The organism is Dictyobacter vulcani, assembly GCF_008974265.1.
GTDB lineage: Bacteria > Chloroflexota > Ktedonobacteria > Ktedonobacterales > Ktedonobacteraceae > Dictyobacter > Dictyobacter vulcani.
In genome coordinates this window covers 165,029-180,619 of the sequence record NZ_BKZW01000002.1, presented here as the reverse complement: position 1 = coordinate 180,619, position 15,591 = coordinate 165,029, and the positions used below count along the sequence as shown (strand labels likewise).

At 47.7% G+C, this 15,591-nt stretch carries 14 protein-coding genes and 1 pseudogene; 10 read left to right on the top strand and 5 right to left on the bottom strand.

The annotated features are described in order from the left end of the window. Positions 1–135 precede the first annotated feature (135 nt). From KDW_RS18845 to KDW_RS18835, 3 genes and pseudogenes are all read left to right on the top strand, one after another. A complete protein-coding gene (locus KDW_RS18845; RefSeq protein WP_151758479.1) occupies positions 136–702 on the top strand; it encodes a recombinase family protein in 567 nt (188 codons plus the stop codon). Positions 703–1,155: 453 nt separating this feature from the next. Further along, positions 1,156–2,388: an oxygenase MpaB family protein gene (locus KDW_RS18840; protein WP_151757527.1), complete on the top strand. Its 1,233-nt coding sequence runs from the start codon at positions 1,156–1,158 to the stop codon at positions 2,386–2,388. Positions 2,389–3,389: 1,001 nt separating this feature from the next. Beyond that, positions 3,390–4,195 (top strand): annotated as a pseudogene (locus KDW_RS18835) (IS5 family transposase). 87 nt (positions 4,196–4,282) lie between these two features. On the opposite strand, the gene KDW_RS18830 reads toward KDW_RS18835, so the two are convergent. The 5 genes from KDW_RS18830 to KDW_RS18810 all read right to left on the bottom strand — a co-directional run bounded on the left by KDW_RS18830 (position 4,283) and on the right by KDW_RS18810 (position 7,751). After that, complete coding sequence (locus KDW_RS18830) at positions 4,283–4,927, bottom strand: hypothetical protein (protein WP_162005383.1); 645 nt, start codon at positions 4,925–4,927, stop codon at positions 4,283–4,285. A 282-nt stretch (positions 4,928–5,209) separates the two neighbouring features. Further along, entirely contained in the window at positions 5,210–5,536 is a 327-nt protein-coding gene (locus tag KDW_RS36005; RefSeq protein ID WP_371876260.1) for a helix-turn-helix domain-containing protein, read from the bottom strand. Between the two features lie 184 nt (positions 5,537–5,720). After that, positions 5,721–5,909 carry a hypothetical protein gene (locus KDW_RS18820; RefSeq protein WP_151757524.1) on the bottom strand — a complete coding sequence of 63 codons (189 nt, stop codon included), beginning with the start codon at positions 5,907–5,909 and terminating at the stop codon, positions 5,721–5,723. A 112-nt stretch (positions 5,910–6,021) separates the two neighbouring features. Further along, on the bottom strand, positions 6,022–7,005 hold the full coding sequence (locus tag KDW_RS18815) for an SDR family NAD(P)-dependent oxidoreductase (RefSeq protein WP_151757523.1): 984 nt from the start codon (positions 7,003–7,005) through the stop codon (positions 6,022–6,024). Between the two features lie 173 nt (positions 7,006–7,178). Continuing rightward, positions 7,179–7,751, bottom strand: a complete 573-nt coding sequence (locus KDW_RS18810) for a TetR/AcrR family transcriptional regulator (RefSeq protein WP_151757522.1) — start codon at positions 7,749–7,751, stop codon at positions 7,179–7,181. A 421-nt stretch (positions 7,752–8,172) separates the two neighbouring features. Here KDW_RS18810 and KDW_RS18805 point away from each other — a divergent pair, with 421 nt between their 5' ends. From KDW_RS18805 to KDW_RS18775, 7 genes are all read left to right on the top strand, one after another. After that, on the top strand, positions 8,173–9,567 hold the full coding sequence (locus KDW_RS18805) for a hypothetical protein (protein ID WP_151757521.1): 1,395 nt from the start codon (positions 8,173–8,175) through the stop codon (positions 9,565–9,567). Beyond that, positions 9,567–10,358, top strand: coding sequence for an ATP-binding protein (locus tag KDW_RS18800; RefSeq protein WP_151757520.1), 792 nt, complete (start codon positions 9,567–9,569; stop codon positions 10,356–10,358). The genes KDW_RS18805 and KDW_RS18800 overlap by 1 nt, the downstream gene beginning before the upstream one ends. Positions 10,359–10,525: 167 nt before the next feature. Further along, on the top strand, positions 10,526–10,888 hold the full coding sequence (locus KDW_RS18795) for a hypothetical protein (protein ID WP_151757519.1): 363 nt from the start codon (positions 10,526–10,528) through the stop codon (positions 10,886–10,888). A gap of 14 nt (positions 10,889–10,902) precedes the next feature. Further along, positions 10,903–11,172, top strand: a complete 270-nt coding sequence (locus KDW_RS18790) for a helix-turn-helix domain-containing protein (RefSeq protein ID WP_151757518.1) — start codon at positions 10,903–10,905, stop codon at positions 11,170–11,172. 48 nt (positions 11,173–11,220) lie between these two features. Continuing rightward, positions 11,221–12,438, top strand: a complete 1,218-nt coding sequence (locus KDW_RS18785) for a tyrosine-type recombinase/integrase (protein WP_151757517.1) — start codon at positions 11,221–11,223, stop codon at positions 12,436–12,438. Positions 12,439–12,600: 162 nt separating this feature from the next. Beyond that, positions 12,601–14,136 carry an ISL3 family transposase gene (locus KDW_RS18780; RefSeq protein WP_151757516.1) on the top strand — a complete coding sequence of 512 codons (1,536 nt, stop codon included), beginning with the start codon at positions 12,601–12,603 and terminating at the stop codon, positions 14,134–14,136. A 402-nt stretch (positions 14,137–14,538) separates the two neighbouring features. Beyond that, positions 14,539–15,534 carry a sigma-70 family RNA polymerase sigma factor gene (locus KDW_RS18775; RefSeq protein ID WP_151757515.1) on the top strand — a complete coding sequence of 332 codons (996 nt, stop codon included), beginning with the start codon at positions 14,539–14,541 and terminating at the stop codon, positions 15,532–15,534. Positions 15,535–15,591 lie beyond the last annotated feature (57 nt).

Genomic DNA, 15,591 nt, shown 5'->3' with positions numbered 1-15,591 from the left:
CTGCTTTTCTCAGGTTGGAGCGCACACCTCCACAAGCACGGGATTTCCCTTTGACGAATCTCAAAAGTCGTCTCATAATCAGAATCTCATAAGGTTGGACAATCGACGGGAAACCTGAGACAAAAGGATGAGATGATGAAGATTGGCTACGTTCGCGTCTCCAAAAACGAGCAAAACGAGGCGCTTCAGATAGACGCGCTCAAAGAAGCGGGCTGTGCAAAATGGTTTGTGGACAAGATTTCCGGGTCAAAAGTAGAACGGAAGTGGCTGAACGAAGCGCTGGCGTATGTGCGGCCAGGAGATACCTTCGTCGTATGGAAACTGGATCGGGCGGAGTGCTCGCTCCCACACCTGATCGAACTGCTCAAGGATCTCCAGAGGCGGGAGATCGAATTCCTCAGCCTTACTGAACAAATCGACACTGCAACTCCAGCTGGCAAGCTCATCTTCCATATGATGGGAGCGCTCGCCAAATTTGAGCGCGATCTTATTCGCGAACGCACAAATGCCGGATTAGCTGCGGCCAGAGCCAGGGGGCGCATCGGCGGGCGACCACGAAAACTCAAGACCAGTGGGAAGGTGGCCTTGGCCCGTCAGATGTTTGCCGATCAGAGCCATTCCATCCCAGAAATCTGCGCAGCACTTGGGATCTCCCGCGCAACACTGTATCGCTACATCAAAGAGGCGAAATCAACAGAGTAATTACCAAAAAATCAACAGTTTAATGGGTCTGGCATAGGTTTGGTGAAGCTCGCTTGTTTTTTGTCCAGTGGTAGATCGTTCTACACGAATAAACCCATTTTTGTAGAAGGATCTTGTGAAGTTGGAAGTAAAGTATGTAACGGCTCTCCCAAAGGAATGAGGGTTAACAACTATTGACATGACTGAGGGAGTGCTCACGCTCACAGCTATTTCTTCGCAAGCCCATCCGGCTTGTCCCACCTCCTTCATGTATCAGCCAAAGCTCCAATCACAATGAATAATCAAGCCGAGCAACTCCATGCTATAATTTATTGAGATGAGTCAAAGAAATCCATCATTCTAATTGCATACGATATATTTATCTCAATTATTCATATCATAAAAACAGAAAACATACGCTTGATATGGGCCAAATATGAGCAGTCAATATGGCCATATCTCAAGGATAGTTACATGGATACGCAGCAACCATTATTTTCAACTCAGTATTTTATTCCTCCATCCAGCCTCATTAACTTACAGCAGGCCCGACAGCGATTTGGGGAGCAAAAAATACAACTCCTCGTTGAGTTAATGTATACTGGTGACGCTCGTGCTGATGCTGTGATCAAGGAGATTGATGAACTCGGTACTGAAGCACGAGAGAAACTCAATCGTGGGATCAGTTATGGCCTTGAGACGGTAGATCATCCCTCACCTGCTATCCAGGCATTTCTTGAAGACATAGAGCGTTATCCCAACTGGGTCGATATGGAACGTTTGCGACGTGGCTCAGAAGCATTCTTATCTATTGGGAGTACCTGGCTCACCCTATCACTTGGTCCGGGATCACTGACCCACACCTATAGTTCTCCTTCTATTGCCAGTGTGCTAGTAAAGACTGGAAACCTGACAAAAATGGCGCAGCGTCGCCTCCTTGAAACTGGTACCTGGAATATCGCATCCATACTCCCAGGTGGCCTGCTAAGAGGGGCAGATGGCTACATTCACAATGTCCAGGTCCGCTTACTCCATGCCCGCGTGCGCAAGACACTCCTCCAACGCCACTGGGATCAAAACGCTATGGGAATGCCAATCAATCAGGTTGAAATGACCCGCACCTGGCTCGACTTCACCTATGTTCCATTCAGCGCACTGCACAAATTTGGGATCACATTCACCGATCATGAGCTCTCAGATCTCTATCACTTCTGGCAATATATCGCCTACCTGCTCGGCATTGATGAGCGTCTCTATCGCGACGTGACAGACCAAAAGAGCGCGCAGGAAATACTGGAGCTTATTGATAGCACAACAGAAGGGGCAAGCCAGGATTCAAAGGTCCTGGTACAAGCTATGCTTGAAGCCATTACTGGTATCCTTCAACCCACCCTTAAGCTTCCTCCAGCAACCATTTTCAATCTGGTAAGTGCAATCACACGCCATCTGCACGGAAACACGCTCGCTGACCAATTAGGAATCAAGAAAACCTGGATCAGTATGCTCATGCCAGCGATTACCCTGATCAATCGTGCCCAACGTGCCTGGAATCGTCGAAATCCTGCCGCAAAGCAACACTCCATCAACCGTACAGTAAAAATATTCCAACAAATCCCTCCATTGGAAGGTCCAACCACCTACCAACGTAACGCGAACGATCCCACCCGGTCAGAACTGCCCCAAACACTCACCACACAGATAAAATGAGAAATCAAGAAAGAGCAATACTACACTTTAAATATTCTTACCAATGGTATTGGATAATCTACAGTCCCTTACGCAGGAAAAATAAATCAATTTTTCTGTGTAGGCAAAGAGCATTAGCAATTTAAAGTTATATGGATCAAGTATTGTCGTAGTCCTTCAACAAATCCTGCACCTCATCGGACCATGAAGGAATGGCTAGCAAGGATATTCATACTTGATAACTCATGATTTGATGGGAGACGCAATTTCTCTACCACCAGGTGAACGTGGGATGTCCTTGCCCGACGGTAGCGACTGGTCCTCAATCCGTCAAGCTGGCAGAGATGGAAAGCCTCATGAGCCTTAACATGACTACTTTCCAAGTCAAGCGCCCAAGGCGAAGGAAACTGAAGGTGCCTCTAAACCATCATAACTTCTAACAAACCAAAGAGGCTGATAGGCTTGACTGAAACGGTAATGAGATCTGTGTGGGACGAGAACTGTAATATTCTCTCCTTTCGCTCATCAAACATCTCCGGTGGATAGCACTTGCCTACAGGAGCATAAAACAAATCATGGGAACGGAGGAACTCACAAGTGGCTCTCATCGCTGGTCGATGCGATAAGGAGAAAACCATCCACACGCTCTTGTGAGCAGGATTATCATTGAGGAACCGGATGAAGGGAAACGTTCATGTTCGGTTTTGGAGCCGAGGAGAGGAAGTAACTCATTTGCACAGGTTAACAATCAGGTGCGTAAGCACTCTACTCTGGTCTATCTCAGCCCGGTTCAATTTGAAGTTGTGAAGAGTCAACTTTTCACTTCGTAGAGTCGTTCAAAACGGGGCAACAACATAGAGACTTCACTTCTTCAATGACTCGAACTAGGAGCAACAAAGAAAATAGGCTCTCTCAGTGCTTCAATGGAAATCGTTTGGCCATCTAATGCCAACAGAAGAGGATCCATGCACTCCCCTTGAGCAGGACTAGGGCGTGTTTGCAAATAGCCGATAGAAAGGAGTATGAGAAGAGGCGAATTGAGCGATGAGCAATGGGAAAAGCTGGCCCCCTTGCTGCCGCCGCAAAAGCCCCATGTGGGTCGTCCAGCACATGATCATCGTCTGATTCTGAATGGCATTCTTTGGATTTTACGGACGGGAGCCCCTTGGAGAGATCTTCCCGAGCGATATGGTCCGTGGAGAACCGTGGCAAGCCGATTTTATCGCTGGGTCAAGGCGGGAATCTGGCAGCACGTCCTGCAAGCCCTGCAGCAACAAAGCGATGCCGCAGGCCACATTGATTGGGAAACGCATAGCGTTGATAGTACCGTGATTCGTGCCCACCAACATGCAGCAGGAGCAAAAGGGGGGATCAAAATCAAGAAGCATTAGGCAAGAGTCAAGGCGGTTTCAGCACGAAAGTGCATTTGCGAGTGGAAGGTCAAGGGAAACCGATGACGGTTGTGCTTACGGCAGGACATCGCCATGAAACGACCAAATTCGAATGCCTGATGGAGCAAGGGGCTGTCAAGAGAGCAGGACGAGGCCGTCCCAAGCTACGGCCAAAGCGGGTCCTGGGAGACAAAGCCTACAGTAGTCGTAAGATCCGGCGGTACCTCAAAAAGCGAGGAATTGATTACACGATTCCCCGCCGCAGCGACGAGACGCGCACCGGGCCATTTAACCGAGCCGTATATAAAAAGCGGAACCGCGTTGAACGCACGATCAATCGTCTCAAGCAGTTTCGGCGAGTAGCCACCCGCTATGAGAAGCGGGCGGTCAACTTCCTGGCTATGGTCACGCTTGCCTCTATTCTGCTTTGGTTATGATTTGCAAACACACCCTAGGATAACTATAAAAATTACGCATAAAACAATTTGTCATGGTTGAGGATATTAGCGTTTCCGGAATAATCATTAGGTAAGCATGGCTGCGGCAGTATAAATCATCCCCACTCCAATTTCTCCTGAGAGTTGAGAGCCGACTGTGGAGAGGCCTACAGTTGTTGTAATTGGGCTAAAGTTGAGTCCAATAACGGTAGCTCCCCCAAGCCCTAAACCGACAATCCTCGCTCTTTTTCTCCACCGCATAAGCCGCTCGTTGTCACGGTATTTGCTACTCAATTGATCCGCTATCTCACACGCAGCCGTACGAAGAGTATAAACGGATCCGATAACATCCTCGGGAGTACTACCACGGCGATCATGAAAATTACGAATACAGGTTCGGCATTGAGCAGTCAATAGGCTAACTGAAGTGGCAGAGAGTCCTCCTTTGGTGAGAATCTCCCGCTCTACTTGCATGAATTCCTCAAAGCTATCTGAGAACTCCTCCACATCAGCAAGTTGCGATGAGAAACTATGGACCTTCTCGACATCTTCGCGGAAACGTGGGTTATCCTGCAACCTTCCTAATGTGCCACAGGCAATAGCTGAAGCCTCCATCAGATAGACGGTATTGTCTGGGTAGAGAGTCATTTTGTCTAGATACTCTTGCATTTTGTCCGTAGCGGTCACCAATAACCGATCGTACCGCACGAAGTACTTGCTCTGCTTAGCCATAGCTTCTTCCTCCTCTAGGATGAATTACGCATGTTTTTACAGATATCTCGAGTATATCCAAGCACAAATTAAAAAGCAAGCTTTTCTCGCATAATTTTTCGTTTCAATCAAATAAAATTTATTTGTGAGATAAAAAAGAGAAAAAACAGTCTCAAACCTTTTGGGAATACAGCAGGTATACCTAATGGAAAAGATGTGTGCGAGAATATGTCGTTTTCTCCACTCAAAGTTCCAATGCATAGGAAAAATTATCTGATAAATTTCAATTACGTTAATAGGTATTCAATGGCGCTCATCATTGGGAACTAAAATATAGCCAAACGTGGCAACACGGAGAATTGATAGATGGGAACCTGATTTTTTTAATTTTCTGCGTACGTTCCCTATATGTTTATTCAGCGCTTCTCTGTTCCACATATCAAGTTCACTATGGAAAATATCTTCAACTAATTCTTTATCAGAGACTGGACGCTCGGTTAATAGATACCTCATCAGGTGATATTCGATGGGGGTAAAACGGATTTGCCTCCCATTAAATATGATCACTCGGACTTCATGTAGAAGATGTACTGTCAAATTATGAAACGTACAGACGCTGTTATGAACCATGGACATTTTTTCTTCTCCCACTTTTCGTACTACGCTGTTTTCTCCAGCTAAGACGTTCTTCACATGTATGAACTATGCCCGTTTGAGGTTCTCTTGAACAGATACAGCGCCTATACAACCCCCATACAAAAGCATGACATTTCCGTATACGGCTGTATAGGTGAGCTCAAAAATAATCACAGCACTACAGTTGGAGTGAGAGAAAGAAGAGGGTAACGACGACCCAATCGAAGAGCCGTGGGCCTTTTGTGCCTTCGTACATCGAGGGTCGATACCACTGGTTCGGGATACGCGTCTCGATCAGGGCAGCTTCGACCCAATCTCGCCCCTCAGGGGTCTGGAAGTCCACTGGCTTGGTACAAGCAACGACCATTATGTAGCAATACTGATGAGCTTCAAGCCAGTTCCGTAAATCAACGTTGCTCCCTTAGCTCGACTTTGTACAAAAGGAGAAACATGAGCTCGCAGAAGAACTTCGATTCGCCTTACGCGGCGGGTTGGCCGATGAGTTCGAGCGAGACCGTCCACAGTGTCTGTGCGATGTCCGGGTCAATCGCCCACTGCTTGACACCATCACTGTTTTTGAACAAGTCGGCGTCGTTGGGCACTGTGTGGGCCTCCTGGCCGTCGGTAAGATAGTGTCCACCGGTGTGGGCGAATTCGGGGGCAACTGCTGCGACGAGGGTAGTAGCGGCACCTTGCTCAACAGTCTTGTAGACGAAGACTCCTGCGGCCTCGGCGGCGGCCAGGTAATCTTTTTGTTTCTGTGTGAAGTCTCTTTGCAATCCGGTGGCGATACCGCCGGGGTTGGCAGTGTTGGTGACGATGCCATCGGCGGCCCAGCGGCGCGTGGCTTCGACCGCAAATAACGAGTTGGCGGTCTTGGACTGTGCGTAGGCCGCCTGCGGGTCGTACTCGCGTCGTTCAAAGTGGATGTCGTCGAACACGACTGGTGATCTCATATGTGCGGTAGAACTGACCGAGATGATGCGTGCCTCGCCCCATTCGCGGGCACCAACGGCGAGGGCGTCATGTAATCCAAGGCTCAGAGTGAAGTGACCAAGGTAATTGGTGGCGAACTGCAGTTCCCAGCCTTCCACAGTCCGGGACAGCGTGCTCGGAATGGCCCCTGCATTATTGATCAGCAGATGCAGCGGTCCCTTCCAGCTCTGGACAAAGTTGGCTATTGAGGCTTGATTGGCAAGATCCAGAGCGATGACGCGCACACGCTCATTCCTGGTTGACTTCGCAATGTCCTTGGCAGCCTTCGCACCAGCGGCGGTATTACGGACCGCGAGTGTTACTTCCGCGCCAGCACTAGCGAGTGCCCGAGCAGTCTCAAGGCCGATGCCGGACGAGGCTCCGGTGACGATGGCACGAACACTGGTGAGGTCGAGACCAGCCACGACGTCCGCAGCGGTGCTTGTAGCGTTAAATCTGGTTGTGATGAGTGAATTGGATGTGGTCATAAAAATCTCCTGAAGGAAACATGAGTGTTTGCGGTTGTACCAGAAGTGCGGAGAGCCGTGATTGATCACACACACGTCCCATTTGCCCTGGCACAATCTCATAGGCAGACAATGTTTGGCAATCATTTGTTTTATAAATGAGTATTTAGGCACTCATTTATAAAAGTAAAATTTTAGGGTCCTGTCACCGCATTCCAGAAAGCGGTAAAGCCAGCATCCCAAAAACGGTCTGCCTCTGAAGGATGGAGTTCAATGAACTCAATGGTCATATTCATGAGAGAGAGGAGTAAGGCCGTACCAAATTCATAGGGCTGATCTTTGAGAGCACCACCGGCAAACGTCTCTTGAATCATCGCATGAAGAGCTTCGTATCCTTCCAGACTCAGGCGTTTGGTCTGTTCCCAGATGGAATCCGAAACGCTCAATTGGGTGATGACTTTGTATTTATCAGGATGAGCAATACCGAACCGAACATACATGTCCCAAACCCAACGAGCACGGACCCCTAAGCTTGCATGGGCAGGATACGCGTCAAGCATATTTGCTCGCACTTCGGCCTTCAATTCCAAATACAATTCATTGAACAGTGTCTCCTTGGTCTCAAAGTAGGTAAAGAGTGATCCTTCTGAGATTCCGGCTACTTTGGCGATTTTGGACGTAGGGATACTTAAACCTTGCTCGGCAATCAGCTGAACTGCTGCCGCAAGGATAGCGTCGCGTTTCTCTGGACTTTTGGGTCTTGCCATAACTCTCACCAATCGAATAATGACTGAGTACATACTCATTATAATAAAAAGGAAAGCTTTTTGCAAGGCTGAGCAACTTCCAGAATACAGCTCTCATACGGAACTGTTGGTTATGTTTTCCACAAGTTCCCACTTTGCCCTCCCAAAAACGCATTCACAGCGAACTGTATAGCTATTGTGTAGGTTCTGTGTAGGTTCTGTGTCTGTACAAACAAGCTCAAAATCGGCATAGTTCATACAAGCAGTTGCTTAGCTCACTGAAATAATCACTGCCACCGGTATTTACAGACTAAGGAAAGAAGCCAATGGTAAAACAGACGTATCCAACCTACTCATATGCTCATATATATGTCCGCACAACAGTTGCTTCAGATAAAAATGAAATCGGCTATCTTCTTATGGATTTAGGAGGGAAACAATCATGAAGTGGTGTGTTCAGTTTCCAGTAGAAGATATTTTGATTAAACGGCCTTGTTTAAGGAAAGCATGCGTTGGTAACAAAGCAGCCTCGACATTACTAAGTTTTTTGCTCTATCAGGTAAGCATCAACCAGGAATTTAAAAAGCATATGGAAGAGAATCTTCGTCCATTGACGACCTATGAAGGGCCAAAGGGTCAGGAAGAAGATTTTACCCTTTACAAAACGCAAAGCGAAATAGTGGCTCAAATGGATAATGAAATCAGTGATCGTACGTTACGCGATACGGCTATTCCTCTTCTTGTGGCATTGGGGTATATCAATGTCGATGAGTCCGAAAAAACGAATCGCTATACACTGTATCCTGCAAAAATTCAAGCAGGTATTAATAATCCTCCAACAAAGCAGGGAATTTTTCCGATACTACAACACTTGATTGAAAGGGGAAATATTTCTGACAAATATAGGAAATACTTCCGGCGTTTGTCGGAAATGCTTCTGGCAAATGACGGAAATAGTGCCGATGATAAAAACAATAACCGTAGAGCCTCTAGAGCCAATCGAAAGCCTTATAGCTCAACAGACAAGAATAGAAAGAGTTTTAAAGATACTAAAAAGATAGTAACAGTAGCTGCTATAGACACTGATAAAAATCAAAATGAGATGGCCATTACACCCACCCTCCCTATAGGATCTCCGCAAGCTTCACTGCGTGATAGCCAGAACAAATTATCTCAGCACGCAATAAACGCTCCTGATATGGATGCATCTGAAACCATCACAATCATCATTCAGATGGTTGAACACCTGCGAGGTCAAAGTTTCCAGGAATTGGAACGTCATCAACAAGCTCGTGCGGCGGCAGTCATTATGAAATTGCGGCCAGCATTAAGTCTCAAGGATATTGAAAAAGCCTGGCTCCATGGTTCAGATGAGTATTGGAAGAAAAATCATGATCCATTGGGAATGAAGATCACTGATCTGGCTCACCATAACAGCCATGGGAAACGCCGTATCATTGCCGCCCTGGAGCATAAACGGCACCAAGAACTCATACGAAAGCAAGTATCACGTCCAACCCTACCTCCGAGACTAGAGGTTAGCGGACAGCACATCACATCTACATCCATGTCACAGCAAGCAAATCCTAAATCAATAATGACTGAGCAAGAGGCGATCCAACTCGCAGCACAAGTAAAACAAGATGGCCAGAAACATGAATACCAGTTGCAGGCTCGTAGTTCCTGGGCACAGGACAGGTGGCTCGTAGAAGTGCAGATTGATCAACATATTTTTACAATACACAGTCAGGCGGAGTGGTCTAAAAAACTTGCGGAGATACATGAGATTTTGCAACTAAAGAAAAAGTTAAATTACATTGGAAAGGATACAATTTAATGGATCGCGTCACAAACTGGATACAGACAACGCAGAGAGAGATGGAGCATCAGAGAAAAGCTCATGCCAAACAGCCTACAATAACAAAAGAATGCAGCGACCCACAACCATGTCCCGTTTGCAAAGGTGCTGGATATCTCCGTGTAGAGGTTCCTGTTGGACATCCCCAATTTGGCAAGCCTTTTCCCTGTCAATGCAGTATTGAGCAGATACAACAGCATAAGCAACAACAACTCATCAAGCTTTCAGGCATACATACCTTAGAGCGTTTTCGCGCCGCCTCATTTGAGACCTACAATCCTTTTATCCAGGGTGTTCGCGAAGCATATATGCAAGCGTTTGAGTTTGCCTGTCAGCCAAAGGGATGGTTGATATTGATTGGTGAATATGGATGTGGGAAAACGCATCTGGCAGTTTCCATCGCCAAGAAACAAATCGAAGCAGGAAATCTGGTATTATTTCAAGTCGTTCCTCGCTTGCTCGATTATTTACGTGCAGCATTTTCCCCAAACGCTGAACAAGACTATGATGAGCGTTTTCAACAACTGTGTAATACCGATCTACTTATTCTGGATGACTTTGGCACACAGAACAATACACCATGGGCAGCGGACAAATTATTCCAATTACTCAATCATCGCTATAATGCCCAGGCTCCAACGGTGATTACGATGAACACAGCTAGCTGGGAACAGGTGGAAACTCGTCTTCATTCACGCTTTAATGACAAGCACCTTGTCCGCCAGCTCAAAATGGATCACGCTCAAGATTACCGCATTCATGGGCAATAACCTCACAGAGAGCACTCTTCATACATTTGTACGTACAACTCTCTTCGTGTAGAGAGAAGATTTTGGGGAAGACAAAAGAAAATCTTCTCATCATTTGTGGCGCCAGGGATGCTATTCTTGCTGCATAAAAGCAAGCAAGCATTTATTGCATAGAAATGGTGATGACAATGGCAACGATAACGAAATATATTTTGCGGAATGATCTTTCGATTGTGTGTCGTGATACGTATGGCAAATTACTCTGCAATGAACATATTGTTCCACTCACGCCGACTGAATATCGACTCTGTAGTCTCTTTCTCAAAAAACGGGAGCATCAGATATCTTTTCAGACGGATGCATTTGTTTTCCCTTACATCCTGCGATCAGATCTACAAAAGTGGGCTGGGATTCCGAATAAGCAGTTGCTGCGCAAACATATCAGCAATGCGAACTCTAAGCTTGCTCCTCATCATTTACATATCAAGTCTTTTGAGCAAGGGTATGTGCTTATTAATCAAAACGTTTTCATATCAGCTGATATGGATTAACAGGAGATAACGCAATGCCACGTACAAAATCGCATTCTGTAAATCCTCACAAAGGTTTTGGCGCACAAGGAACCAACAAAAAATTTATTGCGGAACCACTTTCGCCTCCGCCAGAGGCTTTAATTGATACGCAGGAGTTGCTGCAATTCCTGAAGCTCGGCAAAACGAAAATTTCAGAGCTTATCAATCGCGAAGGACTGCCTGTCCACAAGTTTGGCAATACATACAGATTTGATCGTAATGAAGTATGGCAATGGCTTCAAAATCGCAGACAAATACTGTAAAATAGATATATCCAGTCTTGCCCATGATGAGAAAGAAAAGTGCATCCAATGGTCAAAATGGCATCCAATTCTAGCACACCAGCACGAAACTCAAAACAAAAAAACGATTATGGGGATGGCACCATCTATGAACGCCAGGACGGACGCTTTGTAGCAAGTCTGAGGTTAGTTAATGGAAAGCGTATCGAGCGTTATGCCAGAACGAGAAAAGATGCAAAGGAGAAATTAAAGCAGCTTATTCGCGAAAATGAGCAGGGTTCGCTGGTCACGGAGCGCAATCAGAAGGTAGGCGAGTATCTCAATGACTGGCTGAAGATGCGCCGTGATTCTCTGGCGATCAAAACAACGACCTATGTTTCGTACAGCAGCTATATGCATCGCAATGTCATTCCGGTGATTGGGAACATTCCGTTGCAGCAGTTGACGGGCACGCAGGTCCAGCGGCTCTATACAGCGCTACGCAACAATGGTATCTCGCCCAACACCGTTCATCTTATACATACCATCTTGAGTGCCGCCCTGAACGACGCAGTCAAGTGGCACCGGATCGCGTTCAACCCGTGCAAGCATTTGACGGCACCTCGGGCGAAGCGCACGGAGATGAAATACCTGACACATGAGCAGGCAATGCAGTTAGTGGAAGCAGCCAGAGGATATCGTATTGAACAAATCATCCTGTTAGCAGTTTCTCTAGGGCTGCGAAAAGGAGAAATCCTTGGTTTGCGTTGGGATGACGTTGATTTCGATCAGGGTATCCTGTCCGTCAGAAGAACGGTTTCTTACATTCCACCGCACGATGGAGCACTGCACATGTATCTGGAAACGGATCCAAAGACGGCGACCAGTAAGCGTACCATTGTTCTGCCGATCTTTATTCAGGAAGCGTTGAAAGCGCATCGCGCCCAACAACTCCAGGAGCGATTAAAGGCGGGACAGGCATGGGAGCAGCATAATCTGGTCTTCTGTAGTACGCTGGGAAAACATGTCAAGCCGTCGTCCCTGCGGGCACAATTCAAGGAGGCCTTGCAGAAGGCGAACCTGCCAGATATCCGCTTCCACGATCTGCGCCACTCGGCGGCCACCATCCTGTTGTCCATGGGCGTCAACGTCAAGGTGATCCAGGAACTGCTGGGACATGCCAATGTCAGCATTACGCTCAACATTTACTCACATGTCACTCCTGCCATGCAGCGGGATGCCATGAGGGAACTCGATCACCACTATCATATCGCGAGAAAAGGAGAGATTATGACTGGATCGGTTTAGCCATAAGGGCAGGTAGAAACAGGGTTTGTTCAATGCGGCTGGACACCAGATTTTGACAGCCAATTTGGTTCTCCACCAATTTTCGTGAAGAGAATATGTGGTAAAATAAAAGAAAAGAAGCAAATTTATTCAGAACCGCTTGTAGAAGAACTGAAAAACCTCATGATCATTTTTCCTGAGCAGATCCATGTGAAGATTGAGCAGATTCACGTGGATGAAACCGTCAATGTCGTGCTCAGCTCAACAGAAGCTACTACGATTTGTCCCACATGTGGCACGACAGCAACCCATATTCATAGTCATTACTCCCGTCACCTTCGCGACCTGCCTGTGAGTGGATATCCTGTCCGACTCCAGGTGATGGTCCGACGTTTCTTTTGCCGGAACCCGGCCTGCCCTCACAAGACGTTTGCTGAAAGCTTTTGGCCGCTTGCTAGCCATTACACTCAGCATACCAATCGTTTGCGGGCCACCCTTCAACACCTGGGTCTGGCTTTGGGGGCAGAGGCCGGAACACGTGTGGCAAGCCAGTTAGGAATGGCCGCAAGTCCATCAAGCCTCTTGCGTTTCCTGCGTCTACTCCAACTACCGACTCCGACCGGCGTTGTAACCATGATTGGACTCGATGACTGGGCCTACAAGCGCAAAAGGCGTTATGGGACCTTGATCTGCGACCTCTCGACAGGCAAGCCGATTGAAATGCTCCCCGATCGCACCGTTCACACGGTGAAGAACTGGCTGCACGAACACCCTGAGGTCACCATCATCAGTCGCGATCGCTGGAGTGAATACGCGACAGCAGCACAACAAGCAGCGCCTCAGGCCAGACAGGTCGCTGATCGCTGGCATGTGCTGCACAATTTGACCGAGAGTGTCTCAGCACTGTTTCCTCGCATTCGGACGGAACTCAAAGTAACCACCTCTCCCATGGCACAGCACCTGCTCTCAGCTCCACAAAAGACCCGTCAGCAGCAATATCAAGAGCTTCAGAACTTGGCGCAACAAGGGTTGAGTGCTGAGCGGATCGCCCCGTTGGTAGGTCTGAGTGAGCGAACCGTCTACCGCTGGCTGACCCAACCTCAAGCTCCTTCCTGGCACCGTACCAGCCGTTCCAGCAGTGTCATTGACCCCTATCAATCCTATCTCCTTAAACGCTGGAATGAGGGATGTCGGAAAGGTTCTGTGCTCTGCCGTGAGCTCAAAGCCCGAGGGTATCATGGGTCAGAACGTGCCGTCTATCGGTATCTCACGTACCTGAGTGCCCAGACATCCTCCAAGCAGGAACCACACCGCATTCAGCTCCCTCTCTCCAACAAACGGGTCACCTGGTTGCTGGTGAAACCGCCAGAGGACCTCGATGAACAAGAACAGCAGGAACTTGGAATGCTTCGGCAAGCGAGTGCAACGGCGGAGCAGGTCTATCATCTGGTTCAAGAGTTTGGGCAGATGGTTCGTCAACATCAAGGAGATCAGCTGGATCACTGGCTTCGTGCAGCCAATGAGAGCGGTCTTCCAGCATTGCAGTCCTTCGCCTCAGGAGTCCAACGGGATTATGCTGCGGTGCGCGCTGGATTGACCTTGCCCTACAGTAATGGTTTGCTGGAAGGCCATATCAATCGGTTGAAATTGATCAAGAGGAGTATGTATGGGCGCGCCAACTTTGATCTCTTACGTCTGAGGGTTTTATGTACATCTTGATTCACGAAACTTGGTGGAGAACCCCAATTTGACAGCCAATTTCCAAAAACAAGGCGGTTTACACCGGTTAATAACGGTTCGGTACGAATGCACTTTTGAGCTCAAATCTTCAGAAAAGACATCCTCTACGCTCCTCACGATAAAGCGAAATTGGTAAGACTGGTATAAGACAGGTACATTCCTCTGTTTTTCTTTGAGAAAAAAAGGGTCAGATCATGCTCGGATAGGGGAGAAAATGTCCTGTGTCCGGGTGGGATGCGGTTGATTGGGCTGCTGCTGGAAAAAAGCGACGAATTTGTGCTGCACATTCTGGAAGGAATGTAGGAGATCGTAGAAAGCTCCACCACGTATACTCAGTTTCATCAGAGGCCAATAGTAGTCCATATTTTGGAGGATGTCCAGATGAAAAGCACAGTGGTAACCGACGCAGCACAAACAACAACCGACAATATACAGCGCATCGAAGCAGATCCGGAAGCACTCAGTTTGAATGACTCTTCCCGCTTCTATCGCTATGAAATTGGGCAGGTGGATTTACTTTCATCTGATGAAGTAAAGAAATTGGCCCAACGTATTGAGAAAGCACGACTCGTCACAGGTAAACGGCAGCGCGGTCTACAGCGAATCCCGAAGGAGCCTAAAGAAGTCGAGGCAAACCGTGAAGCTGATGAGGCCAAACGGTTACTGGTTGAGGCGAATCTTCGCCTGGTAATGCATATCGCTCGCAAGTACAAAGGCTTCGGTGTTGACCTGATGGATCTCGTCCAGGAAGGCAATATTGGCCTTATGCATGCCGTGGAGAAGTTTGATTATAGGAAAGGCTATCGCTTCAGTACCTATGCCACCTGGTGGATTCGGCAGTATGTTACGCGCGCCCTGGTTGAACAGGCCCATATGATTCGTGTTCCTCTGTATAAGGTGGAGGAGATTAAACGTCTGGGTCGCATACGCCGTCGGATTCAGCAAGAGCATGGATTAGAGAATGAGCCTACGTTGGAGCAGCTGGCCCAGCAGATGGATGTTAGCGTCCAACAGGTTATCTCACTGCTTTCCACCAACCAGGAAACGGTCAGCCTGGATATGCCACGCAAAGGTGGCGATGACGAGATATCTCTCTGCGATATCCTGGAGGATGATCCTATTTATTCACCCGAGCGTATTGTTATTTCGGAAACGCTCAAAGGTCATATCCACGACCTGCTGGATGCATTGTCTCAGCGTGAGAGGAGGGTGTTACAACTGCGTTACGGCCTCGATGGCCAGGGTGAACATAGTTTATCGGAGACTGGAAAAAAGTTAGGCCTGAGTCATGAGGCGGTCCGCCAGGTAGAGTTTCGCGCCCTGCGTAAACTAGATCCGCCTAGCCGCAACAAAAGGCTTCAGGACTTTTTGGGGTGATGCGATTGAGCCATTTCGATGATGAGGAGCAGGGACGAAGCTAAGTTCCTGCCAGAC